The sequence below is a fragment of the Stenotrophomonas sp. SORGH_AS_0321 genome (assembly GCF_031453215.1).
In the GTDB taxonomy this organism is placed as follows: Bacteria; Pseudomonadota; Gammaproteobacteria; order Xanthomonadales; family Xanthomonadaceae; genus Stenotrophomonas; species Stenotrophomonas chelatiphaga.
On sequence record NZ_JAVIZG010000001.1, the window covers coordinates 1,167,356 to 1,190,197 of the forward strand.

The window sequence follows — 22,842 nt, forward strand, 5'->3', positions numbered from 1 at the left end:
AAGCGCGCCTGTATGCAGACAGCTCGGACCTTGGGAACGCGGCTCACACACTTTAAAGCTGGCAATCGTCCCAGGTGCCAGAACCCCCGGGCCACACCCAACGGTCGGGTAGAACCAGCTCGCTTCTCTCCAGGCAGAACGGCAGCACCCACAGCTGCAGCCCTTCACTGGAGGGGAAGTCGAACACAGGCAGCGGCTGATCGAACTGATCGGTACGCGGGTAGATCAGCACCACGGCCCCTTGGCCGGCCAGATAGCTGCGGCCGTAGGCATGGAGCTGATAGAAGTCGCCCTGGCTGAGGTCGTACCTGCGCGGCCCGCCCTCCTGCGTTGAATCCAGCAGCTTCCACTTGGTATCCATCACCAGCACGTCGGTCCCCTGGCGGCTGACCACCAGATCCGGGCGCAGCTGGAACCAGCGGGCGCCTTCATGACGTACCAGGTGGTGGCGCTTCGCCTGCGCATGCAGGCGGAAGGGGCGGGGAAGCTGCTTCTGCAGATGGTGGGCCACATAAGCCTCAAACAGCTTTTCCATGGGGAACAGCAGCGAGGGTGCCTGCTGGTCGCCAATGGCCGAGGTGGGCGTGAAGTCCCTCAGCACCATGCCCGCCCAATCCAGCGCGTCACGGTAGCTGCGCATGTTGCGATCCAGGTGCACGCGCTGGAAGTCCTTCGCCGGGTCCTGGCTGACAGGCACATCGGTAAAGGCAAACGCCAGCTCGCGCGCCAACCGCTGGTGGTCCGCATCGCGCGAAACACCCAGCACCTTTCGAAGCGCCGCATGGATCAGGCGATTCTCGGGCCGGTCCGCGCTGAACTCGTCGTGCGCGGTGTGGAAGCGATCAGCGCGTGTCAGATTGCGTCGCAGCTGCTGCGCAACCAGCAGCTTGCCACGCAGCGTGGGCAGATCATCCTCGCGAGGCTGGTACGTGCTCCTCAGCCCGCCCCGCGTGACCGCTACGACCGCCCGCAGGAACTCACCGATGAACACTTCCAGCATCGGCATGCGGTCGGCGGCAAGCTGCGCGCTGCTGAACCGCAGGCGCGAGATATGCGGCTGGCAACGCAGCATCTTCAACAGAAGGGCGCGTGCCTCTCCGGTGCTGGCCGCCCGTGCTCTGCCAACCTTGGGCAGGATCTCGATGAGGGTGCCGCCAGGCGCGGCAACGACGCCCACGTAACTGGTGACCTGCACGCCGCGGCGGCTGCGGCGCACCCAGGGCATCTGCTTGCCATCCACCAGCGCGATGGACTGCGCTTCCAGCCACGCGTACAGCTCGGGCGACACCACGCGGACGTTGCTGGGCGCAGGGCCCAGCAACGGTGCGGGCACGAGCACATCGTACTCGTGCAGCGTAAGGGAAGCCGCCATCTTCACTCGCGGCCCAAAAGCGAGGCGTAGACGTGTATATAGGCTTCCGGATCCAGCAGTGCGCGGGCATTGCGGGTGTAGCGGGGGCGAATGCCGTGCGATTCGCCGACGGACCCTTCTCCGAACAATCGCGCCAGTGAGTCGTCCTCTCCGTTGGACTCCTGCACGAACTGCAGATTGTGGGGCTTCTGATTGTCGCCCAGGACGAGGCGGATCTTCTGCCAGTCATCGAAGAAGTACTCTTCCAGCAGCGGCAGGATCTGCTTGTCGAAGATCTTGGCCAATGCATGAATGCGCGCGAGGTCGTCGTCGCAGTCACGCAGCCCGGTGAAGTAAGAGTGGCCGATCAGATGGTCGCGATCATACAGCGCTTCAATGCGCTGGTTGATGGCGGACAGCAACTTTGGAATATGGATGGTGGTCTCGCGGATATTGATCCGCAGGCCCGCCAATGGGGCGACACCCTCATCGGAGGTGTTGGGCAGCACTTCCTCGAACTCGAACCGGCGGCGCAGGGCCGTGTCCAGCAGCGCAAGCGATCGGTCGGCGGTATTCATGGTGCCGATGATGCTGACGTTGGCGGGCACCGAGAACGACTCTTGGGAGTAGGGCAGTACGACCGCATGGCAGCCCTTCTTGTCGGTGCGCTTGTCCAGCTCGATGAGCGTGATGAGCTCGCCGAAGATCTTGCTGATATTGCCCCGGTTGATCTCATCAATGACAATGGCGAACGTCTCGTCCGGGAAGCGACGCGCCCTCTCGCACAGCTGCTTGAAAACACCTGGGCGGATCTCGTAACGGACATTGCCTTGTGCGTTGCCTGCATCGATGACGGGGCGCAGGCCTTCCACGAACTCTTCGTAGCCGTAGGACTGGTGGAAGGTAACGAAGCTGAAGCGCTCGGCCCGGCCTTCGGCGAAGGAGGCATCCTCTTCGTCAGCGGTGAAGTACTCCTTGAGCACATCGCCAAGGCCATGGGTCTTTCCGGTGCCGGGCGGGCCGAAATAGATGCGGTTGAAGGCCAGCTCGGTGGCTACCGCTTTGCGGGGCTTGGCGTGCGGATCCGCGCCGTGGCTGGCAGCCGTTTCGGGGGCGCCCTCGTCCGTATCGAGGTCGTCGCCGACCTGGGCGGGCCACAAGCCGCCCCGTCCGTCGTCCGTGCGAACGAGGTCCTCGAGAATCTCCTCGTCTGCATTCAGTGCCGCTTCGATGCGGTCGACCATCTCTTCGGTGATGGGCTCTTTTACGAACCGCGCAATGCTTTCCAGCTCCGGGCGCCATGTTACCTGGCAGGTGCGCGTGCCTCGTACCGCGCCAACCATGGCCACGGCGCGGCCGCTGCCAGGATTCTTGCGGCCAAAGCGCAGGTGCAGGCGGGTGCCGGCAAACCACCAGTCCATGTCGGCCTCGTGGACCAGGCGGGCAAGGCGGCAGAACTGCGTGGTTTCCTGCGCCGACCAGCCGCTGCGCAGCTTCCGGAAGGCCTCGCTGATGTCAAAGTGCTTCAGTACCGCGTCTGCTTCCACATGGCCGGAAAGCCCGATGCGCTGGGCCACCTCGTCATAACTCATCTCGAAGCGCTCGATCGCCTGGATGCTCCATGCGGTCAGCTCGTCCAGGGTCATGGCAAGGCCTTCCTCGATGGGCAGGACGGCCACGAAGGGGGGCGCGGTGGCCGCGTCACGCAGGGCGCGATAGGCGTCGCGGACGGGCTGCCCGTCGTGCAGCATCACCGTATCGATCTTGACCACAAACCCCTCGTGGCCGTTCAGGCCGACCGTGTAGGCCAGCGAAGAAGGGGAGTCGGGCTCGGGATAGATCTTCGCCCAGTTGTAGTTGGCGAAAGTGTTGCCCTGGGTGGTCGGGCGGCGGCGGATGCTGAGCCGGCCGGTTGGGAATCTGGCCTGTTGGAGATGTTTGGCCCACTCGAGCGTCACGTTGTACGCGTCGCGCAGCGTCTGGTAGCCGCGCTGCAGCCGGGGGTTGGCAGGATCATGCCGGGTACCGCCCAGTGTCTGCAGAAGATTGAAGTGCTCGTGGGTATAGAACTGGGACATTGAGGCTTCCGTCTCGTGTGTATGCGGGCAGAATCATTCCGACCCGATGTGGTTGTGGCACCCAGTGCTGGGCGGCCGCGGCTGCAGAAACTTTAGCGTTTTGCGCCTACGTTTCTGGGACAGTGATTTGCAGCATGGCCCGGCAGATTTCTGATTCGTTGTAGATTCCTGAGCAGTGTCTCGTTGCTAGACTTCTGGCCATTGGCGGTGCAGATATCGAGTCGGGAATTTGACGCGACACCAGATGTCGCATCGCTTGGGAGGATGGTTTCCATCTTCCATACCGAGGCAGTTCGGCATGACCTTCATTCGACGCTCCGTGTTCCAGGCCGTCGCCATTCTGGCGTTGGCGGGATGGCTGGCGCTGTTCCGTCGGCTGCCCTGAGGGCTGCAGAAGAAGGCGGTGTCGGCCGGGTGCGTGGGTGGCCTGTTTACACCGGGCGGTCTGTGCCTATACTCCGCTTCGGTTGCGACAAACTGTGACGCAGTTCGCACGGTATGACCCATGCATGGATGCAGGAGAAGACGACGAGGATGTTGTGCCCATCACGCCATTACCCGCGCCCGTCGGCAACGCCCGCCCGTGCCTGCATTGGCGCAAGCCCCTCGATAACCCCACCGCCCTGCCAGCTGCAAGCCACGCTTGCCAGGGCTGCTTCGGCAATGCGCGCGCGGCAGGGATGACCTTTCAGACACACGCCCCACAGGGCCTTTGACACCACCCGGCTGAGTACAGCCAGCGAACCATTAACAGGGGAAAACATGAGCAGCCAGAGTGACCGCAACGTGCCAGCAGCGCGGGTGAACCATGCGCGCCAGTGATGTGGGGGCAGTGGGGGTAGCCGATCTTGATGCCGGTTCGCCGGAGCAGATCTACACCTATGTGACCAACGGCGTTCGGGATGTGATCCACGCGTTGGAGACGCAGGCTGCCGATGCGGACGATGAACCGGTGCAGAGCGAGATCCTTGCAGCGCTCAGCCTGATGCAGGCGCGTGTGGCCGGCAAGCAGGAGGAGCTCCGCGCCACCGCTGACTGGAAGGACTTCACCGTCGCGTTGTATGGCGAAACCAATGCGGGCAAGTCCACCATCATCGAATCGCTGCGGATCCATCTGGGCGAAGCGGAGAAGCGAGCGCAGCGCGGCCGCTACGACGCGCTGATGGCATCGCACGGGCTGGACGAGGACTCGATCGAGGCCTCGCGCCATTCGATCACCCGCGCCAGCGAATCGGCGGCCGCTGCAGTGCAGCGTGGCACGGAACTGGAAGCACAGGCGCAGAGCGAGCTGCAGGCGCTTGAGCGCGAGGTGGACGAGCAGAAGCAGGCCGTGGCTCTTGCTACCGCCAGCCGCACGTGGTGGCAGCGTCTGCTGGGCAGGTTCAAGCGCGACCCCCAGGCTGCCGCGACGGCCGCCCTGCAGGCGCGCGTGGATGATCTGCGCGCGCGCCAGACGCAGGAGCGCCAGCAGCTTGAAAAGGAGAAGGCGGCCGCCGACGCCGCACTGGCCAGTGCCGAGAATGAGCTGGGCCGTCGCCTGCGTTCGTTACCGTTGCTGGTGGAACACGCTGACGGCGCGATCATCGGCGATGGCCGCCCTGACTTCACCCGCGAAACGCAGCGTTATGTGTTCGACAACGGCGGTGCGCCGATCGTACTGCTGGACGTGCCGGGTATCGAAGGCGGCGAAGCCGGCGTAAAGGCGCACATCGACCGTGCCGTTCAGACCGCACACGCCGTGTTCTATGTCACTGGCAAGGCGGCACGCCCGCAGCACGGCGACAAGGAAGACGGCACGCTGGAGAAGATCAAGCGCCACCTGGGGCCGCAGACCGAGGTCTGGGCGGTGTTCAACAAGCGCGTGACCGCCGCGATGCCGCTGCGAAAGCCGGCGGGACTGTTTGCGACCGATGCCGATGGCATCGCCGATCTGGACAAGGGCCTGCGCGAAGCGCTGGCGGGCAACTACAAGGGCGTGCTGCCGGTCAGCGCTTATCCGGCCTTCCTGGCGCTTGCAGACCGCCTGCCGCCGCCGGAGGCACTGGCCGACGCTGCGCAGGACCGCCGCGCGGCGCAGAAGAAGTTCCTGGCCGAGTTCGAGGCTGACGAGCTGCTGGACAAGACCGGCTTTGCGGCAATGGCAAGCCACCTTGCCAGCATGGCGGTAGATGCGCCGCGCAAGATCCGCCAGGCCAACGTGTTCAAGGCGAACCAGTCGCTGCGCACCGTGGTGGAAGAGCTGGATCTCCACGCCACCAGGCTGGAAGCACATGCGCGCAAGGTGGTCACCGAGACCAAGGCCGCACAGGGGCAGGTAGACATGGCCGCGACGCGCCTGCGCTCGAGCCTTCGCAGCGACGCCTCTGATGCGCTGCGGACGTTTGAGACGAGCGTGCGCCAGGAGGTTTACGGGCAGATCAACGATGGCCTTTCCAACGATGCGCTGAAGGAACGCCTGCAGGCGAGCATGACCCGCAATGCAACGGCTTTGCAGGAGCAGCTGGGTAACGCGTCGCGCAAGTCGATGGCAACATTCCAGGACTCGATTGCCAAGACCACCGAGCGCTTCCAGAAGCACCTGAAGGACCTGGGCGAGCTTGCCAGCGGGAAGATGCGCGATGCACCGGCAGCGAGCTTCTCGCTCGATCTGAAAATCGCCAGCGGCGTCAGTGTCATCGGTCTGGTGTCCACCGCCATCGGTACCGCAGCCCTTCTCATTGCCGGGCCGGCAGGCTGGGTGGTCATCACCTTCAGCGCGGTGGGCCTGGCGATCAGCCTCGCCAAGGCGTTGTGGGGCATGGTGGACGAAGACTTCAAGAAGGCACAGCAGCGCAAGGCGGTGGACGAGAACCTCGAGAAGGCCCGTGCCTCGCTGAAGGACGACCTGGAGAACAGCGAGCGCGCGGTGATGGAAGCGCTCGAAACCGCCTGCACCGAGGCCAAGGCGCGCCTGGGGCTTCCGCAGAAGGACATCAAGGCGAAGGCCGCCGTGCTGCGGCTTTCCACCACACGACTGGACGCGCTGAGCGCCCGCATCGACACCACACTGGCCTGAGGGGGCACCACCATGGATAACACGCTTGAACGATTCAAGGCGCAGCAGGAACGCGCTGCAGGGATGTTGCGGGAGCTGCTTGAGTTCCTGAAGGCCGGCGCCGATTTTGGCGTGACGATGGACGATGCATTCGAGCATAAGCTCGAATCCGCCATCGGCGCGGTGACCGGCGAACGGCTGAAGGTGGCACTGGTGGGCGGGTTCTCGGAAGGCAAGACGTCCATCGCCGCTGCGTGGATGAACCGGCTGGACCCCCAGGGGATGAAGATCTCTCAGGCAGAGTCGACCGACCACGTGCTGGAGTACCCGGTGGGCGACGATCTGCTGCTGGTGGACACCCCGGGGCTGTTCGGCGAGCGCGAGATCGACGGTGAGACCTACAAGGAACTCACCCGGAAGTACGTCAGCGAAGCCAATCTCGTGCTGTACGTGATGGATCCGACCAACCCGATCAAGGAGAGCCACAAGACGGAGCTGGCCTGGCTGTTCCGCGACCTGGCGCTGCTGTCGCGGACGGTGTTCGTGCTCAGCCGCTTCGACGCGGTGGCCGACCTCGAGGACGAGGGTGAGTACCAGCGCCTGCTGGAGGTGAAGCGGAGCGCGGTGCGCCAGCGACTGGTGGAGCTGATCGGGCTCTCGCCGGCAGAGGCTGAAGCACTGAGCATCGTCGCCGTCTCCGCCAACCCGTATGACCAGGGCATCGACTACTGGCTGGCGAACCAGGACGAGCACCGCAAGCTCTCGCGCATCCCCTCGTTGCAGCAGGCAACTGTGGACCGCATCCAGTCCAGTGGTGGCACCGAGCGGCTGGTGGCCGACACGCGTACCGCCATCATTGCGGACGTGCTGAACAAGCACCTCCCGATCGCCGTCGAGCGCGGGGTCCTGATCAATGCGGAAGTGGAGCGCATGAGTGACACTGTCCAGGACCTGTCCGGGCAGGTGAATCTCGCCACGCAGCAGGCGGGGGATGCGGAGGGCCAGATCCGCCGTTTCCTCGGGCAGTACTTTGCCGATCTGATCCTGCAGGCGCGTGGCGCGGACATGCAGACCTGGCCGACCTTCTTCGAGCGTGAAGTCGGTGCGGAAGGCATCATCATCCGCATGCGCCTGCAGGAGGAATACGCCAAGTCGCTGCGCACCGCCAAGCTCAATCTGGAGGCCGTGCAGGGCAGCTTCGTGGACGAGATCAATCACTTCAACACGGTGGTCTCGTCCATGGGCCAGCAGGGCGTCAAGTACCTGCTGGATGCCAAGCTGGTGAACAACAAGTCCATCCTGATGATGCGCGACGGTGTGGTGTCGGCGGGCAAGATGGTCGGCTTCGATCTGAGCAAGAATCTGAAGTTCGCACCGTGGGGCGCACACAAGCTGGCCGGCGGCGTGAATGGCGCGCTCGCAGGCCTGGGCATCGCGATGGAAATGTGGGATTCCTACCAGAAGATCGAAAAGGAAAAGAAGTTCAAGGCGGGCGTGGAAGAGTTCGTGGCGACGCTGGAGGACCAACGCAAGTCGTTGAACGACGAGCTTGACGGTGTTGGCAGCGAAAGCCAGTTCATCCGCACCTACTTCCCGGATCTGCGCGAGCTGCAGGACATGCTGGCCTCGTTGAAGGCCGCGCTGCAGGATATGTCGACGCAGAAGGTGCGCTTCGATGGCTGGTACCAGCAGGCGGACGTGTTGAAGGGCGAGTACAAGCGGCTGCGTGCGGGATGAGCACGGCCACCCATGACGCGCTGGCGCGCCAGTGGGAGATGCTGCGGATGATCCGGCCCGCACCGTGGAAGATCACGGTGCGGGAGCTGAGGGAGCGGTTGGCGGTGGAGGGATTCACCACCACCCGCCGCACCATCGAGCGTGACCTGAAGGAGCTCTCCGAACGCTTTCCGCTGGCAGCGGACGAATCAAGCCGCCCTTATGGATGGAGCTGGGCGCGGGGTGCGAACTTCGAGTTCGGTGCGCGCCTGACGAACTCGCAGGCGGTCACCCTGCTGTCGGCACGCATGCACCTGCGCAACTTGTTGCCCAGGTTGGCCATGGCCGATCTCTGGCCGTTGTTCGACATGGCAGAGCGCGCGCTGGCCTCGAGCGGTTGGCACGACTGGCACCGCCGCACCGCGATCATGCCCTCGGGCATGCCGTTGATTGAGCCGCTGGTTGAGCCGGCCGTGCTGGAAGCTGTGCACTCCGCGCTTGGCTTGGGGCGATGCCTGGAAGGCGCGTACCAGTCGCGGGCGGCAGGCGAGGCCAAGCGGATGAAAATCCATCCTTTAGGCCTGGTCATGCGCGGTGCGGCTCAGTATCTGATATGTACCCTTCGCGACTACGGTGATATCCGCAAGCTTGCCTTGCATCGCCTCAGCGACCTGTCCGTAAGCACGGAAGACTGCCAGCGGCCACCGGGATTCGATCTGCAGGACTATGTGGCGCACGAAGGACCGAAGTACCGGCCCGCCGGCCCGCTGAAGCTCAAGGTGCGTTTTGCCGCGGAGGCCGCTGCACATCTGCGGGATACGCCGTTGTCGACTGATCAGCAGATTGTCGGTGACGAAGGCGCAGCCGATGTTGAGCTCACAGCGACGGTTGAGGATGACCAGACTCTTCGCTGGTGGCTTCTGGGCTTCGGAAGCCGGGTTGAAGTGCTGGAGCCGGCAGCGCTGCGTGCAGAGATTGCGGACCAGGTGAACGTAGCCGCCAAGCGATATGGCTGATGCGCATGGGTTCCCACTCAGGTCCTATCTCAATCTATAGGCGCCAGCTGGTTCAGAGTTATCGTACGTCGCGCATCAGTGCGCGATTCGCTTCGTTGTTCCAAGCGTTCCGCGGTGATCCAGCTGGTTGCGTAGAATATGCAAGGGGTCCAGCACAGTGGGAAGCACGAGCTCCGTTTGCCGTTCAATCACTGCCTGCAGCGCCAAGCGCTGGTTCGTGGCAAAGCGCTTCGTCCAGCGCTGCTGCTGTCTTGTTCGCGCAGCGCCTTCCAAAAGCGTGCGTACACGAAACGGCTTCCAATGAGTGGGCAATGGGCCCGGGAGGCTGCTTGATCACGAGGTCCTGCAGTCTTCCTTGCCCATCATGTGCCAGCAATGCCTTGATGAACCTGCGTAGCCGTTCGCTCTCAACGCCTTCCATGCCAAACTCCTGAGCATCGGCTGCAGTTAGAACAATCCGGAGGGACACTGAACGGGCAGTCGTATCTTTGTCTTCCTGTCCAGAGTGATTGAGTAAACTGACGGCGCACTGCAGGCTCAGGCGTGTGGAATCTGGCTTTCAATGGCGGACGTGGCCACGCGCTTCCCTCAGAGCACGCAAATCCATGTTGACCCTGTTGTCGCTGCGATCCTGCAAGGTGACCGTGGCAGCGTAACTACTACTACTCCGAACGTCGTGCCTTGCGCCATGCTTTAGGCAGTCCTGCCAGAGCGTTTCTAACGCCTTTGCATCGCCGCACTCCAGCGCGGTCGAGCGGCACTCAGGGCAACTGCGGAACCAGGTAAGTCCCTCAATTCGTACACCACCCGAGGGCGGCGCTACGCGCCTCCAGCCGCAGTCCTTGCAGTGATAGATCAATCTCTGGGTCCGGCCCCACATGGTCAGCCGAGCCTCAGCCATCTGCGCCAACGTTCTGCTGTTCCACCAGCCAACGTCCCAGTCCATACAGGGCGAAGCCGTAAACCACAGTTGCACCAATGATCTTAAACATGGAATTCCTTTCGTGGGTTGGTAGCTGGGCATCCATGCCCCGTGTCGATCCGTCGGCATTAATTATGCGGAGGCTTGCGACAGGGTGCGTCGCGTCGTAGCGGCTCATCGCTGCGCACGGCTTGGCCGTGCTGGCACACCCCGTCTGCTGACCTGGATTGTTGGATGGAGACGGCGGCAAACCGGGCAGCCCTTCTATCATCTTCAGCGGATGCGAGTTAGAGCGTGTGCGACCCATTACCCTTTCGGAAATTTCGCCTGAAAATGAGCTTGAAGCTTACGACCAGGACGGAGGCTTGATCTGCAAGAAAGGACCAAGCTGACTGAAATTCTGTTGCGCCGCTGTTGACCCCAGTCAACCTCCTTCGGAACCTGCTGAAGGCGAGCGTTTTTGTTGGGTGGTGAAAGCTACGCTCTCCTGGCCGGAATCGTAGGAGCAGAGCTTCTGGGTTCTGCTGGCGATCCTGGATTCTGGCTTGCCGGCTCGCTGCTTGTCGGGTGAAATTAATGTGCCCCCGGCTATCGATTCCGGCGTTGCTTCTCGGCCTCAACAACCAGCAGCCAGCGGCAGCCTGCTCTTCAGCAAAAAGATGTCTCGGCAAAACCAGCCAACCGCTCCGCGCGAATATGGGAATTGCCAACGGTTATTTAAACGTGGCGACGCGACGTGAAACAGTGGGCCTCCGTTCACGATTCCCACGGAGTCCCCCCGCCCATGTCCACCGCCCGTTCTGCGTCGCCGTTCAAGGTTTTCGGCGCGACAACCTTGTCTGCCATGCTGCTGCTGGCCGCGCCGCTGGTTTCCTCAGCGGCGGACAGCGGCTCACCACTGCGCACCTACCTGGCCGCCAAGCGTGAGGCCATCCAGGCGCAGTCGGCGCAGCCGGCCACGCCCACCGCGATCCACGCCAAGGTCACGGCCGAAAGCCGTTCCGGCGTACGCCGCCTGCGCATCGGGCCCACCGGCGAGTTCCAGTACATCAGCGATAGTGGCCGCAACTACGCCGGTTACAACCTAGGCGCCGGTTCGTGGGACTCGCTGGTCGGCACCTTGGCCAGCTCCGTTGCCGATGAGTACATCGTGCAGGCGGCCGAGCATAATATTCCACTGGATGCGCTGGACGTGGTGTTCACCAGCATTCCCGAACGCAAGAGCGAGAGCCTGGCGTATCCGAACAATCTCTCCTATGTGGCCTACATCGATTCGCCTGCCAGCGAGGCGCAGCTGCAGGCGCTGAAGCGCGCGGTGCACGAAAAATCCTCGGCCATCGACCTGGTAACGCGGCCTCAGCAGGTCAGCCATGCCGAGGTGGAGTACATCCCTAGCGATGCGGTCCGCGATCCGAAGCTGCCGCCCGGCCTGCGCGATTTCATCACCGAGGAGAAGCGTCCTGCTGTGCTGGCCCGGCAGGTCAAGCCGGGCTCGGGCAAGGGCAAGCCCGCCGAGCCGGAAACCCTCGTCGCGCGCGCCCATGTCGAGCCTCGCACCGGCTTGCGCCGGGTTTTCTTGGGCAAAGACGGTTATCACCGGCAACTGCACGACAGCGCACCCGGGCTGCTCGGCTACGGGCTGGCCCCCACGGTGGAAGAGCACCTGCTCGGCGTGACCGGTACCTGCCTGACCCACATCTTCGAGGTTCAGGCAGCTGCGCGGAACGTGCTGTTGGATTCGCTGGAGCTCACCGTTGATGGTCAGCTGAGCCCGCGTTTCGGTAGCAACGTCCGCTCGCCGGCACGCTACAGCGACATCCGTTACAAGGTGCGGATTGAGTCGCCGGCATCGGAGCAGGAGATCGACGCGCTGCGCCAGTCGGTCGAGGCCACGTGCCCGCTCTACAACCTGGTCAAGGACGAGCAGAAGCTCGAAGGCAGCATCGTCCGCGGCGCCTACGCCGAAGCGACGAACCAAGCGCGATAACGCACGCCGCTACGCATCCGGCAGTGCCCATCAGCCATCCTCTGGGGATATTCAATGAGTCGCACCCTCCGTTCGCAGTCGACCGCGAAAAGCCCGCGTCATGCCCTGCACGGCCCTCGTCCTCGTCGCGGTCGGCTGGCCTTCGCTCTGTGCACCCTGCTTGCACCGGCAGCGTATGCGGCCGAGGAAAGCAGCGGCGATGCCACGCAGTCGCCGGGTTCGAATGCCCGCCTGCTGGACAAGGTATCGGTGCTGGGTTCGCAGATCGCAGGAGGGGGCGCGCAGGCCGCGCTGCCGGTGGTCGCGGTGGATCGGGAACAGATCGATGCCACGGGGGCGACCAACGGCAACGAGCTGTTCCGCAGCCTGCCGCAGTTCGGCGATGTCGCCGTCACCGAGAAAGGCACCACCAACGCAGGGCGAAACTCCAACGTCGCACGCGGTGACGTGGGTTCCATCAACCTGCGCAACCTGGGCGCCAAGTACACCCTGCTGCTGGTCAACGGCCGGCGCACGGTGCAGCACCCGATCAGCAACAGCGGTGACGATACGACCTACAACGCCAATGCCATTCCCACCTTCGGCCTGGAGCGGGTCAACCTGCTGCTGGATGGCGCGGCGTCCATCTACGGGTCCGATGCCGTGGCGGGCGTGGTCGACCTGGTGACGCCGAGCAACCTGCCCAATGGCGGTGGCATCAAGCTGAACTACGGCAAGGTGGCCGATGGCCATCGCGAAGACATCTCGCTGGACGGCTACTTCGGCAGTGATTTCGCGCAGGGCCGCGGCAACATCGCGGTGCTGTATGGCGTTTCCAAGCGCACGGCGCAGCGCAATTCGGATGCCTGGTTCACCGCCACCGATGGTCGCCGTCCTCTCGGCGATGGCACCAGCGTACCGGATCCGAACGGCACCTCAGGCTTCAGTACGCGCACGCCCTGGGGTCATTTTGATACCTACGCCGGCAGCCGGCGCACAGGCAGCTGGCACGTCGATCCGGCCAGCGGTGCGCTGGTGTCCGGCGCGGTACCGACGCGCTATCACTATGATTCCGCGGCGGAGCCGGGCATCACCTCGGCACCTGCCATCAACAAGGGAAATGTCTTCGCCAGTGGACGCTTCGATGCCACCGACAACCTGCAGGTGTTCGGTGAGCTGGGCTATTACCGGGCCACGTCCGAATCCTGGGTGAGCAGCGAGTCGGGCTTCGGCGGTGACGGCTTCCTGCTGCATATCCGACCGGACGCTTATTGGGTACCGGATGCCTTGCGCGGCGCCGATGCCATCCGGCTGTTGAACTACCAGTTCGCCGATTCGGGTATCCGCCGGGTCAAGGTGGATAACGATCAGTCGCGCGTGCTGCTCGGCGTGCGCGGCTGGACCGACGGCGGCTGGAACTGGGAAACCGCGCTGCTGTATTCGCGCGCACGCAGTACCGACACGCAGCAGGGCGGGCTGACCGATGCCTTCATCGCCGCGGTGAACCGTACCGACGCCAGCGCCTACAACCCCTTCAGTGGCGGCGATCCGGCCAGCATCCGGCTGGGCGACGCCACGCCCTATGACACCTCGGCGTTCATTGGCGAGGCGACCCGCGAAGGCACCACGGAGCTGGCACTGTGGGATTTCAAGATCAACCGGTCCGATCTGTTTACCTGGTACGCCGGTGACATCGGGCTGGCAGCGGGCGTTGAGTACCGGTATGAGAGCCGTGAGGATGACCGCGACGAGAACATCGATGGCAGCCGCCCCTACACGGACTGGTATACCGGCACGGTCGCGGCCAGCAACTTCTTCACCCACAGCCCCCGGCCCGATGTCCGCGGAAGCCGCAAGGTGAAGTCGGCGCTGATCGAACTCGCGGTGCCGCTGATTTCGCCTGCGCAGGGCATACCGCTGGTGCAGTCACTGGACCTGCAGCTTGCCGGCCGCTGGGAGGACTACAGCGATGCCGGCAAGGTGGCCAAGCCGAAGCTGGCCGCGGCGTGGAAGGTCAATGACAACCTGTTGCTGCGCGGCTCGGTCAGCGGCGGTTTCCGCGCACCGGGACTGGAACTGGTGAACTCCCCGCCGACCTACGGGTTTGGCTTCAACAACGATGCCATCCGCTGCCACGCGCTGATCAGCAAGGGCGCGCAGCCCGACTACAGCGCCTGCTTGAATGCCTACAGCAGTGGCTCGGCGGTCAAGCCGTCGGTGAGCGCGGTGACCTCCTACGGCGACGACGTGAAGCCGGAAACCACCCGGCAGTCGTCATGGGGCGCGGTGTTCGAGCCACAGTTCCTGCCGGACTCGCTGGGCTCGATCAGCCTGAGCGTGGATGCCTGGCGGGTGCAGGTGGAGAACCCCATCAATACCCTGGGTGAGGAGCTGTTGTACGACGCCTATCTGCGCGTTGTGGAAGGCAGCAGCAACCCCAACGTGGTGCGTGCGGCGGTGACGGCAGAGGATGCCGCGCTGTTTGCAGGCTCCGGCCTGGCGCCTGCGGGCGTGGTGACGCACATCTACAACCGCTACCAGAATCGCCGGCCACTCACCGCATCGGGCGTGGACTACAACTTCAGCTGGCGACTGCGCGAAACGGCCTGGGGCAACTTCGCGTTACTGCTGAGTGTCAGCCAGCTCAAGGAATACACCCAGCAGAAGCCTGCCGAGGTGCAGCAGGTGGCTGCCGCGATTGCCAGTGGCCAGTTGAACATCATCGCGCCGGACCTGGGCGCGGCCAACGAGGTCGGCATCAATGGGGCCAAGCCGGAATGGCGGGCCAGCGCGACGCTGATCTGGAACCTGCAGGACTGGACGGTGCGCCTGCGCGACGACTATATCGACAGCGTGACGGCCGGTGCCTATTCCGATCGCACGCCGTTCGTGGTGGGTTCGACCCAGCGCTGGGCGTTGTCGGTTAAAAAGGAGTTCAACACAGGACGCCTGAGGGGAACGGCAGTCGAAGTGGGGGCCAGGAACCTGTTCAACGAAGAGCCGCCGCTGAATGCCACCGGCAGCTACCTGAGCGCGCTGCACGAAACCTACGGACGCTACGTCCACCTCGGTATTTCCAAAAACTGGTGACCTGCATGAAGACGTACACGCTTGCCTCCGTCCTGGTTGTCACCCTGCTTGCGGGAGCGTGCAGCCGGCAGGAGCAACCTGCGCCGGAGAGCCCCAAAGCGGCGACTGCAGCGCAGGATTTCAAGCGCCAACACGCTGAGTGGGTGCACGAACGTGCCGCGGACCTGGCCAAGCCCGATGGCTGGACCAGCCTGATCGGGCTGCATTGGATCAACGCCGGACCGCAGAGCGTGGGCGGTGCTGAAGGCAATACCATCCGCCTGTCGATTGCACCGGACCGGTTGGCCCAGCTGGAGCAGCGCGCCGACGGTCTGTACCTCAGGCCGGTCGATGGGGCGCAGATCAGCGCCGATGGCACGCCGGTACAGGGGGAGGTGCGGCTGGAACCAGAAGGGAAGGGCGGTGGCACCAAGCTGTCCTATGACGAGGGCAAAGGGCAGATCACCGCGATCAAGCGCGGGCAGCGGCTGGCACTACGGGTGCGCCATGCCGATGCGCCGGCGCGCCTGCATTTCGGTGGCCTGGACTTCTTCCCGGCCGAAGAAAGCTGGCGTGTGCAGGCACGCTTCGTGCCGCACCCGGCCGGCAGGACGCTGCCGATCGTGAACGTGCTCGGCGAGGTCGCCGATACGCCGAACCCAGGTTACGTGGTGTTCGAAAAAGAAGGGCGCGAGTGGCGATTGGAGGCCCTCGGCGACCCGACGAAAAGCTTGAACCTGATGTTCCAGGACCAGACCACAAGCCGCCAGACCTACGGGGTCGGTCGCTACCTGCGCACCGATGCGGTCGCGGCAGACGGCACGGTCACGCTGGATTTCAATCGCGCCTACAACCCGCCGTGCGCCTACACGGACTTCGCCACCTGCCCGCTGCCACCGCCGGAAAACCGCTTGGCCCAGCAGGATGACGACCGGCAGCTCGTGCGGCTGTCGGTGGTGGCAGGGGAGAAGAAATACGCATTGGCGCAGCACTGATGCGGTAGCGCCGACCCAGGGTCGGCGCCATGAGCGATCAACTGCTCATCCGCACCCGATTGCGCCCGTCGGCCTTCGCCTCATACAGCGCCTCATCGGCACGCGCCACCAGCTGTTCCAGCAGCGTCGCATCGCAGCCCGGCAGTGCCTCGCCCATGGCGCCGCCCACGCTGACGGTCACATCGATGCGCAGGCCGCCCACGTTCACCGGTGCGCCGGAAATCGCGTTGCGCAGGCGTTCGGCGGTGGCGGGCACTTCGTCGGCGGTCGGTGCGGCCAGCAGCGCGATGAACTCCTCCCCGCCAAAGCGCGCGAACAGGTCACGATCACGCAGGGCCTCGCGGCAGCGGCGGGCGACCACTTTCAATACTTCATCGCCGATCGGGTGGCCGTGGGTGTCGTTGATCTTCTTGAAATGGTCGACGTCCAGCATCAGCACCGCGACCGAGCGACCGTTTGCCTCGCGGGCGGCGATGATCTGCGCGGAGCGCTCTTCGAAATGTCGTCGGTTGGGTACGCCGGTCAACGGGTCCGACGAGGCCAGGCGCCGCAGTTCGGCGGCCATCAGCAGATCCGCGGTGATGTCGGTGAACAGCCAGATGCGGCCCTGCTCGCCATCGCCGCGCACCGGATGCGTATCCACCTCGAAGGTGCGCTCCCCCATCACCCAGTGCAGCGTCGTCGCAAAGTTGAGATTTCCCACCTGGGCGGCGTAGGCCTGCTCCAGTTCGGCATGGTTGTCGCAGCGCTGCCGCAACGCCCGCATCGGGGCGACAAGGTCGGCGGCGCGGTGCTTGCCGGGCTTCTGTCCCAGCAGTTCGGCCGCGCGCTGGTTGATCACCGTGCCCAGTCCATCGCCGTCGATCAGCACGATGCCCGCCGGAACGCTTTCCACCAGGTCGATGAACTGGTTGCGGACCACGATGTCATGCACCGCGCCGCGTCGCGCCGACAGCAACTGGGCGACGCTGGGTGCCAGCAACGAGAGCGTCTGCGGTGGCTGCTCGGCGCCGACATCGTGCTTCCACAGCAGCAGCATGCCGCTTGATGGCGCATCGTCGGAAGGGGCAGGGATGAACAACAACCGTGCGGCCGGGCCACCCAATGCCTGGACGATCGCCGTCGGCAGCCGGAAAGCGTTCGCCTCGACCGGCTGCCCCGTCCACGCGTGGGCCAGCACGCCGCTGCGTGCCAGGTTGAAGCCGGAAAAAGAGGCATTGGGGAAGCCGGTCGACCATGTCACGCGGCCGTCCGGGTCCGCCTCAAGCACCATCACCAGATCGGCACCGGAGGCGCCATGGGCGAACTGGCTCAGGCTGACCAGGGCATTGCTGTCGGGCGTATTCAACGTGCCGTCCCGCCCAGGCGCTGGTCCAGGATGCGGATCACTTCACCGGAGGCGGTCATGTGGGGCAGATGGCCGGAGGCATCGATGATGTCGAGCGTCGCCCCGTCGATCGCTGCTGCCAGCCAGTGACCCACGGCGACCGGCACAGCGACATCGACCGAGGTCTGGATGACATGTACCGGCCGGGAGACCTGCGCAGCCAGTGCGCGGACGTCGGAATTGAAAATGGTCCGCGATGTATTGAGAGCGATATCCGGGCGCATCTGGAACAGGGTATTGGAGAAATCGGCGATGACCTCGCTGTCCTCCACGCCGACCACCATCGGAGCGAAGCCCGCCACCCACGCCTGGTAGTTTGCGCTCATGCTGTCGAACAGGTTTTCCAGATCTTCGGGCTTGAATCCGCCGGTGTAGCCGTCATCGTCTAGGTAACGCGGCGATGCCCCGATCATCACCATGCGCTCGAACAGCTCTGGCCGCGCGATGGATGCCAGCGCTCCGATCATCGCGCTCATGGAATGACCGATATAGGTGCAGCGTTCGACCTCGAGTTCGTCGAGGATATCCAGCAGGTCGTCGGCATAACCAAACAGCGACGCGTGCCGGTCGAAGTCATAGGTTTCCGCGCCGCGCGGACCGCAGCCGGCAAGATCGAACGAGATGACCTCGAACCGTTGTTCGAACCACGGACGCAACGCAGACCAGGCGGTCTGGTCGGTGCCGAAGCCGTGGGCAAGCACGGCGATGGGCTTGCCTGCGCCGCTGCGACGGCCATTGAATCTTTCAAAACTATCCACGAACGGTGTACCCATGGCGTTTCGCAACTCGCGATAGTAGGCCAGATGGTCGCAAGGGTCTATTACACCTCGGTATCGTTCCTGGCGGCTTCGCGCTTGCATCCCGCTCGGGTGCTCTGAATGAACGGCCGCTTCATGCCTGCGGCATCACGCACCCTGTAGCTCCACGCATGAGGTGTCTTCAGCCTGGGATTCAGCCCGGGTCCGCTGCATCGGCAGGCGACGCCCCCACCTCTGCGCTCAACTGCAGTCCCAACGCCCGGCTCACGCACAGCACCGTATCGAAGTTCAACGTTCGCGTGCCATCCAGTTGCCGGCGCAGGGTGTCGCTGTTCATCCCGCAGGCGCGGGCGACGCGGCTCATGCCGTGCAGTTCGCACATCAGCAGCAGGGCGCGCGCGATGCCGGCTTCGTCGCAGTCGCGCAGGCGCAGCCGCGAATCCAGATGCTCGGCCATCTGCCAGGCCAGATCGCTGGTGCGGGCGGGCACAGGGCCGGTGCCGGCCTTGCCGGCCGCGTTCATCGCTCGCTCCATTGGGCCTGCGTCGTCGCGCTGAGCAGTGCCTGGCCGGTCAGGATCAGTCCGCCGACGTGCTGTTCGCTGATGCCGCCTTCCGCGGTGGCGCCCAGTCGTGAAAGGTGCGCCGCGTGCAGCAGGTCGAACAGGACGGCCAGGCCGTGCAGGGTGCGCATCGGCACGGCCACGCTCGCCCCGCATGCCGAGCCTGCCGGGCAGTCGGGACTGGCGCACGGCACATCGACGGTGGTATCGGAAACCATGTGCAGCTGCACCACGTTTGCGCTTCGGTCCCGCGTGGCGTCGTACTCCTCCAGCCTTTGCTCGAGTCGTTCGATGAAATTAAGGCGGGAGGTCGTGCATTTTCTCGCCCAGCAGGGCGTAGAGGCGTCTGGCACTGAGCGGATGCTTCGGATCCATCGGTCGTCCTTCGCAAGGCGTGAGGCCACCTGCGCGGGGCGCAAGGTGGCAGGCGATGCGGGTTGCCATACCGGTGAACACTGACAAAAAAGCCGGCGGATCAGGGATCCCCCACATCGCCCGCCATGGAATCCACGGGCAATGCAGCGCATTCTCCGCCGTGCCCAAGGGGCAAAACAGAGCAAAGTTGTCAATGTTTCAAACAGGATGGCAATCCCGACTGATGCTCTTCGTCATCAGCACGGCCATACCACCAGCCGGCGCCGGATCCGTACATGGGCGGATCTTCAAAAGCAGGCGGCGTGCGTCGTCCGCTGCGCCGCTCTCAGCGTGCGCGTGCCGGGGAAAGTGCAGCACATCCCCGCCGGCCCACCCCGAACACCAGCTGCCGCAGGTAGCCGCCCATCGCGCCCGCCGCGATGCCCAGCAGTGCGCGCCGTGCCACGCCAATGGCTGGCCCGGCCTGGCCGCGCAGCCACGGCAGGGTGGCCAGCATCTGCGTTCCCAGCAGCATCGCCAGCACGTCCAGGCCCAGCGCATCCACCACCGGCAGCAGCGGCAGCAGCTCCGGGCTACAGGCCACCAGCAGCGCGAACGCCGTGGTCAGCAGGAACAGCGTGCGCTTGCCCGCAGGGGAGGCCGTCCAGCGGAAGATGCGTGACAGGGGCGACATGGCGTGGGCCGGTTGCACGGTGGCCCGTAGTGTAGCGCCGGGGTTGCGCCGGGGTCAGCGTCCTTTCCCACAGGAAAAGAACGCTGACCCCTTTGGTCCCCTTGCGCCTGCTACAGTCCGCAAAACGTCACGGGGAAGGAAGTCCTGTATGAAAGTCGCCGTTTTCAGCGCACGCCCCTACGACAGCCGTTCGTTGGACGAGGCCAATCAGCAGGCAGGGGCGGCCCACGGGGTCGAGTTCCTGTATTACGAGGCCACCCTGGACGTCCACACCGCTGCCCTGGCGCAGGGATGCGATGCGGTCTGTGTTTTCGTCAACGACCGTCTGGACGCCCCGGTACTGCAGGCGCTGCACGGCATGGGGGTGCGTGCGGTGCTGCTCCGCTGCGCAGGTTTCAACAATGTCGACCTCGCCGCTGCCGAGCGGTTGGGCTTCTTCGTCGCGCGGGTCCCGGCGTATTCGCCCGAGGCCGTCGCCGAACACACGCTGGCGTTGATCATGACGCTCAACCGCCAGACCCATCGGGCATTCAACCGGGTGCGCGAAGGAAACTTCATGCTCGAAGGCCTGCTCGGTCGCACCCTGCATGGAAAGACCGCGGGCATCGTCGGCACCGGCAAGATCGGCCTGGCGACCGCGCGCATCCTGCACGGCATGGGCTGCACCGTGCTCGGGCACGATCCGTATCCTGCGCCGGATTTCGCCGGGCTGGGTGAGTTCGTGCCGCTGCAGGACCTGTTGGCGCGTTCGGATATCGTGTCGCTGCACTGCCCGCTGACCCCGCAGACCCGGCACCTGATCAACGATGATTCGCTGGCCCTGATGAAGCCCGGCGCGATGCTGGTCAATACCTCGCGTGGCGGACTGGTGGATACCGATGCGGTGATCCGCGCGCTGAAGTCGCGGCAGTTGGGCCACCTGGCCATCGATGTCTACGAACAGGAAAGTGCGCTGTTCTTCCAGGACCGCTCCGGGCAGATCATCGACGACGACGTATTCCAGCGCCTGATGACATTCCCCAATGTGCTGGTTACCGGCCACCAAGGGTTTTTCACCGCCGAGGCGCTGCAGGAAATCGCGGAGACCACGCTGGGGAATCTCGGTCATTTTGCTGCCGGTACCGAATGTCCCAACAAGGTCACCAAGGCCTGACAAGGGTTCCCCTACGCGTACCCGCCGGGCATGCCCGGCGCCACCGAAGGAAGGCTGGCCATGTGGCAACAGAATTACGATCCGCTGGGTAACCCCAACCTGTCGGCGCTGCTGGCCGCCTTGCCGGTGCTGGTATTCCTGCTGGCATTGACCGTGCTGCGGCTGAAAGGATTGACCGCCGCGCTGCTGGCGGTGGTGGTGTCCGTGCTGGTTTCCGCGCTGGTGTTCGGCATGCCGGCCGGCACCATCGCGGGCGCAGGACTGCTGGGCATCGCCAACGGTGTGTTTCCGATCAGTTTCATCGTGCTGATGGCGGTATGGCTGTACAAACTCGCCATCCGCAGCGGCAAGTTCGACGTGATCCGCGGCAGCATCGCGACCATTTCCGAAGACCAGCGCATCCAGGTGCTGCTGATCGCGTTCTGTTTTGGTGGATTCCTGGAGGGCGCGGCCGGCTTTGGCGTGCCGATCGCCATCTGCGCCGCGTTGCTGGTGGAGCTGGGTTTCCGCCCGCTGAAGGCGGCCATGCTGTGCCTGCTGGCCAATGGCGCGGCCGGTGCGTACGGGGCCATCGGCATTCCGGTATTGGTGGGCGCGCAGCAGGGCGGGGTCAGCCTGGAGGCGATGTCGCTGATGCTGATGGCGCTGGTGCAGGTGATCGCGCTGTTGTCGCCGGCCATCCTGGTGCTGATGCTGGATGGGTGGCGCGGTGTGCGTGAGACCTGGCCGGTGCTGCTGGTGGTGGGCGGGGTGTTCAGCGGCGTGCAGACGGCGGTGCTGTACCTGCTGGGGCCGGAACTGGTGGACATCATCGGACCGCTGGCGGCGATGGCCGCGCTGGCCGGCTTCATGCAGGTCTGGCGGCCCCGGCGCATTTACCGCGAAGCGGATACACCCCCCGGGCCGGCGCAGCGCTACAGCCTGAAGCAAGTGCTGTTGGCGTGGTCGCCGTTCTACATCCTCACCGGGGCCATCCTGCTGTGGAGCCTGCCGGCCTTCAAGGCGCTGTTCGCCGCCGGCGGGGCGCTGGCCAGCACCGTGCTGCACCTGCCTATCGGCCTGCTTGATGGGCGCGTGCAGGAACTGCCGCCGCTGGTGGCCAACGTGCATACGCTGCCGGCGGTGTGGAATGTCGGATGGTTGAATGCTTCAGGTACCGCCATCCTGGTGGCCGCTGTGCTGACCGTGGTGTTGTCGCCCCGGCTCAACCTGCGCATGGCAGGCGAGGAGCTGGCGCAGACCGGCCGGGAGATGTGGAAGCCGTTGGCCACGGTGCCGCTGGTGATGGCGGTGGCCTACATCACCAATTATTCCGGGGCCTCATCCACCATCGGGCTGGCGCTGGCGCAGACCGGCGGCGTGTTCCCGCTGCTGGCGCCGGTGATCGGCTGGATGGGGGTGTTCATCACCGGATCGGTGGTCAACAGCAATACCCTGTTCGCCCATCTGCAGGCGGTCACCGCCGCCCAGATCGGGGTGCCCGAAGCGCTGCTGGTGGCCGCCAACACGGCTGGCGGGGTGATGGCCAAGCTGGTATCACCGCAGTCGATCGCGATCGCTGCCGCGGCGGTCAAGCTGGTGGGGCAGGAGTCGGCGATCATGCGCACCACGCTGGGCATCAGCCTGGGCCTGCTGGCGTATGTATGCCTGTGCACGTGGGGGCTGTCGGTGCTGCTGGGGTAGGGCGGGCGGGGTGAGTCCGGCTGCGGGCGAAAGGTGAAGGGCTGCAGCGGCCCCATGCGCCTGAAAGCGCATGCATTTCGCAACTTTTCTCATGTACGGCGTTG

Annotated in this window: 16 protein-coding genes; 8 read left to right on the plus strand and 8 right to left on the minus strand. The window is 64.6% G+C overall.

Annotated features, from left to right (window positions below):
• Positions 1 to 52: 52 nt before the first annotated feature.
• Positions 53 to 1,372 (minus strand): McrC family protein, encoded by a 1,320-nt coding sequence (locus tag QE373_RS05015; protein ID WP_309684180.1) that lies wholly within the window; start codon positions 1,370 to 1,372, stop codon positions 53 to 55.
• Positions 1,373 to 1,374: 2 nt separating this feature from the next.
• Positions 1,375 to 3,429 carry an AAA family ATPase gene (locus tag QE373_RS05020; protein WP_309684182.1) on the minus strand — a complete coding sequence of 685 codons (2,055 nt, stop codon included), beginning with the start codon at positions 3,427 to 3,429 and terminating at the stop codon, positions 1,375 to 1,377.
• 808 nt (positions 3,430 to 4,237) lie between these two features.
• On the opposite strand from QE373_RS05020, the gene QE373_RS05025 reads away from it, so the two are divergent.
• Genes QE373_RS05025 through QE373_RS05035 form a run of 3 tightly spaced genes read left to right on the plus strand, consistent with a single transcriptional unit; the run spans position 4,238 to position 9,195 of the window.
• Positions 4,238 to 6,484, plus strand: coding sequence for a hypothetical protein (locus QE373_RS05025; RefSeq protein ID WP_309684184.1), 2,247 nt, complete (start codon positions 4,238 to 4,240; stop codon positions 6,482 to 6,484).
• Between the two features lie 12 nt (positions 6,485 to 6,496).
• Complete coding sequence (locus QE373_RS05030) at positions 6,497 to 8,200, plus strand: LeoA/HP0731 family dynamin-like GTPase (protein WP_309684186.1); 1,704 nt, start codon at positions 6,497 to 6,499, stop codon at positions 8,198 to 8,200.
• Positions 8,197 to 9,195: a WYL domain-containing protein gene (locus tag QE373_RS05035; protein ID WP_309684188.1), complete on the plus strand. Its 999-nt coding sequence runs from the start codon at positions 8,197 to 8,199 to the stop codon at positions 9,193 to 9,195. Before QE373_RS05030 ends, QE373_RS05035 begins: the two co-directional genes overlap by 4 nt.
• A gap of 184 nt (positions 9,196 to 9,379) precedes the next feature.
• Here QE373_RS05035 and QE373_RS05040 read toward each other — a convergent pair whose 3' ends face one another.
• Positions 9,380 to 9,616 carry a hypothetical protein gene (locus QE373_RS05040; RefSeq protein ID WP_309684190.1) on the minus strand — a complete coding sequence of 79 codons (237 nt, stop codon included), beginning with the start codon at positions 9,614 to 9,616 and terminating at the stop codon, positions 9,380 to 9,382.
• Positions 9,617 to 10,961: 1,345 nt separating this feature from the next.
• Here QE373_RS05040 and QE373_RS05045 point away from each other — a divergent pair.
• Genes QE373_RS05045 through QE373_RS05055 form a run of 3 tightly spaced genes read left to right on the plus strand, consistent with a single transcriptional unit; the run spans position 10,962 to position 16,147 of the window.
• Entirely contained in the window at positions 10,962 to 12,104 is a 1,143-nt protein-coding gene (locus QE373_RS05045) for an OsmC family protein (protein ID WP_309684192.1), read from the plus strand.
• Between the two features lie 54 nt (positions 12,105 to 12,158).
• Positions 12,159 to 15,173: a TonB-dependent receptor gene (locus tag QE373_RS05050; RefSeq protein ID WP_309684194.1), complete on the plus strand. Its 3,015-nt coding sequence runs from the start codon at positions 12,159 to 12,161 to the stop codon at positions 15,171 to 15,173.
• Positions 15,174 to 15,178: 5 nt separating this feature from the next.
• A complete protein-coding gene (locus tag QE373_RS05055; RefSeq protein ID WP_309684195.1) occupies positions 15,179 to 16,147 on the plus strand; it encodes a DUF1684 domain-containing protein in 969 nt (322 codons plus the stop codon).
• A gap of 37 nt (positions 16,148 to 16,184) precedes the next feature.
• On the opposite strand, the gene QE373_RS05060 is transcribed toward QE373_RS05055, so the two are convergent.
• From QE373_RS05060 to QE373_RS05080, 5 genes are all read right to left on the minus strand, one after another.
• Positions 16,185 to 17,495, minus strand: coding sequence for a sensor domain-containing diguanylate cyclase (locus tag QE373_RS05060; RefSeq protein WP_309684197.1), 1,311 nt, complete (start codon positions 17,493 to 17,495; stop codon positions 16,185 to 16,187).
• Positions 17,492 to 18,307: an alpha/beta hydrolase gene (locus tag QE373_RS05065; protein ID WP_309684199.1), complete on the minus strand. Its 816-nt coding sequence runs from the start codon at positions 18,305 to 18,307 to the stop codon at positions 17,492 to 17,494. The genes QE373_RS05060 and QE373_RS05065 overlap by 4 nt, the downstream gene beginning before the upstream one ends.
• 178 nt (positions 18,308 to 18,485) lie before the next feature.
• On the minus strand, positions 18,486 to 18,815 hold the full coding sequence (locus QE373_RS05070) for a hypothetical protein (protein ID WP_309684201.1): 330 nt from the start codon (positions 18,813 to 18,815) through the stop codon (positions 18,486 to 18,488).
• Positions 18,812 to 19,072: a hypothetical protein gene (locus tag QE373_RS05075; protein WP_309684203.1), complete on the minus strand. Its 261-nt coding sequence runs from the start codon at positions 19,070 to 19,072 to the stop codon at positions 18,812 to 18,814. Before QE373_RS05075 ends, QE373_RS05070 begins: the two co-directional genes overlap by 4 nt.
• A gap of 482 nt (positions 19,073 to 19,554) precedes the next feature.
• Entirely contained in the window at positions 19,555 to 19,902 is a 348-nt protein-coding gene (locus QE373_RS05080; protein ID WP_309684205.1) for a hypothetical protein, read from the minus strand.
• Between the two features lie 148 nt (positions 19,903 to 20,050).
• Between QE373_RS05080 and QE373_RS05085 the strand changes: the two genes are divergently transcribed.
• A complete protein-coding gene (locus tag QE373_RS05085; protein ID WP_309684207.1) occupies positions 20,051 to 21,055 on the plus strand; it encodes a 2-hydroxyacid dehydrogenase in 1,005 nt (334 codons plus the stop codon).
• A 60-nt stretch (positions 21,056 to 21,115) separates the two neighbouring features.
• Positions 21,116 to 22,738, plus strand: a complete 1,623-nt coding sequence (locus QE373_RS05090; protein ID WP_309684209.1) for a lactate permease LctP family transporter — start codon at positions 21,116 to 21,118, stop codon at positions 22,736 to 22,738.
• Positions 22,739 to 22,842 lie beyond the last annotated feature (104 nt).

Excerpts from the sequence above, each read along its gene's own strand:
- QE373_RS05080 (WP_309684205.1), bottom strand. The coding sequence starts at position 19,902 with ATGTCGCCCCTGTCACGCATCTTCCGCTGGACGGCCTCCCCTGCGGGC.
- QE373_RS05065 (WP_309684199.1), bottom strand. The coding sequence starts at position 18,307 with ATGGGTACACCGTTCGTGGATAGTTTTGAAAGATTCAATGGCCGTCGC.
- QE373_RS05070 (WP_309684201.1), bottom strand. The coding sequence starts at position 18,815 with ATGAACGCGGCCGGCAAGGCCGGCACCGGCCCTGTGCCCGCCCGCACC.
- QE373_RS05030 (WP_309684186.1), top strand. The coding sequence starts at position 6,497 with ATGGATAACACGCTTGAACGATTCAAGGCGCAGCAGGAACGCGCTGCA.
- QE373_RS05075 (WP_309684203.1), bottom strand. The coding sequence starts at position 19,072 with ATGGTTTCCGATACCACCGTCGATGTGCCGTGCGCCAGTCCCGACTGC.
- QE373_RS05040 (WP_309684190.1), bottom strand. The coding sequence starts at position 9,616 with ATGGAAGGCGTTGAGAGCGAACGGCTACGCAGGTTCATCAAGGCATTG.
- QE373_RS05085 (WP_309684207.1), top strand. The coding sequence starts at position 20,051 with ATGAAAGTCGCCGTTTTCAGCGCACGCCCCTACGACAGCCGTTCGTTG.
- QE373_RS05035 (WP_309684188.1), top strand. The coding sequence starts at position 8,197 with ATGAGCACGGCCACCCATGACGCGCTGGCGCGCCAGTGGGAGATGCTG.
- QE373_RS05055 (WP_309684195.1), top strand. The coding sequence starts at position 15,179 with ATGAAGACGTACACGCTTGCCTCCGTCCTGGTTGTCACCCTGCTTGCG.
- QE373_RS05045 (WP_309684192.1), top strand. The coding sequence starts at position 10,962 with ATGCTGCTGCTGGCCGCGCCGCTGGTTTCCTCAGCGGCGGACAGCGGC.
- QE373_RS05025 (WP_309684184.1), top strand. The coding sequence starts at position 4,238 with ATGCGCGCCAGTGATGTGGGGGCAGTGGGGGTAGCCGATCTTGATGCC.
- QE373_RS05050 (WP_309684194.1), top strand. The coding sequence starts at position 12,159 with ATGAGTCGCACCCTCCGTTCGCAGTCGACCGCGAAAAGCCCGCGTCAT.
- QE373_RS05015 (WP_309684180.1), bottom strand. The coding sequence starts at position 1,372 with ATGGCGGCTTCCCTTACGCTGCACGAGTACGATGTGCTCGTGCCCGCA.
- QE373_RS05090 (WP_309684209.1), top strand. The coding sequence starts at position 21,116 with ATGTGGCAACAGAATTACGATCCGCTGGGTAACCCCAACCTGTCGGCG.
- QE373_RS05020 (WP_309684182.1), bottom strand. The coding sequence starts at position 3,429 with ATGTCCCAGTTCTATACCCACGAGCACTTCAATCTTCTGCAGACACTG.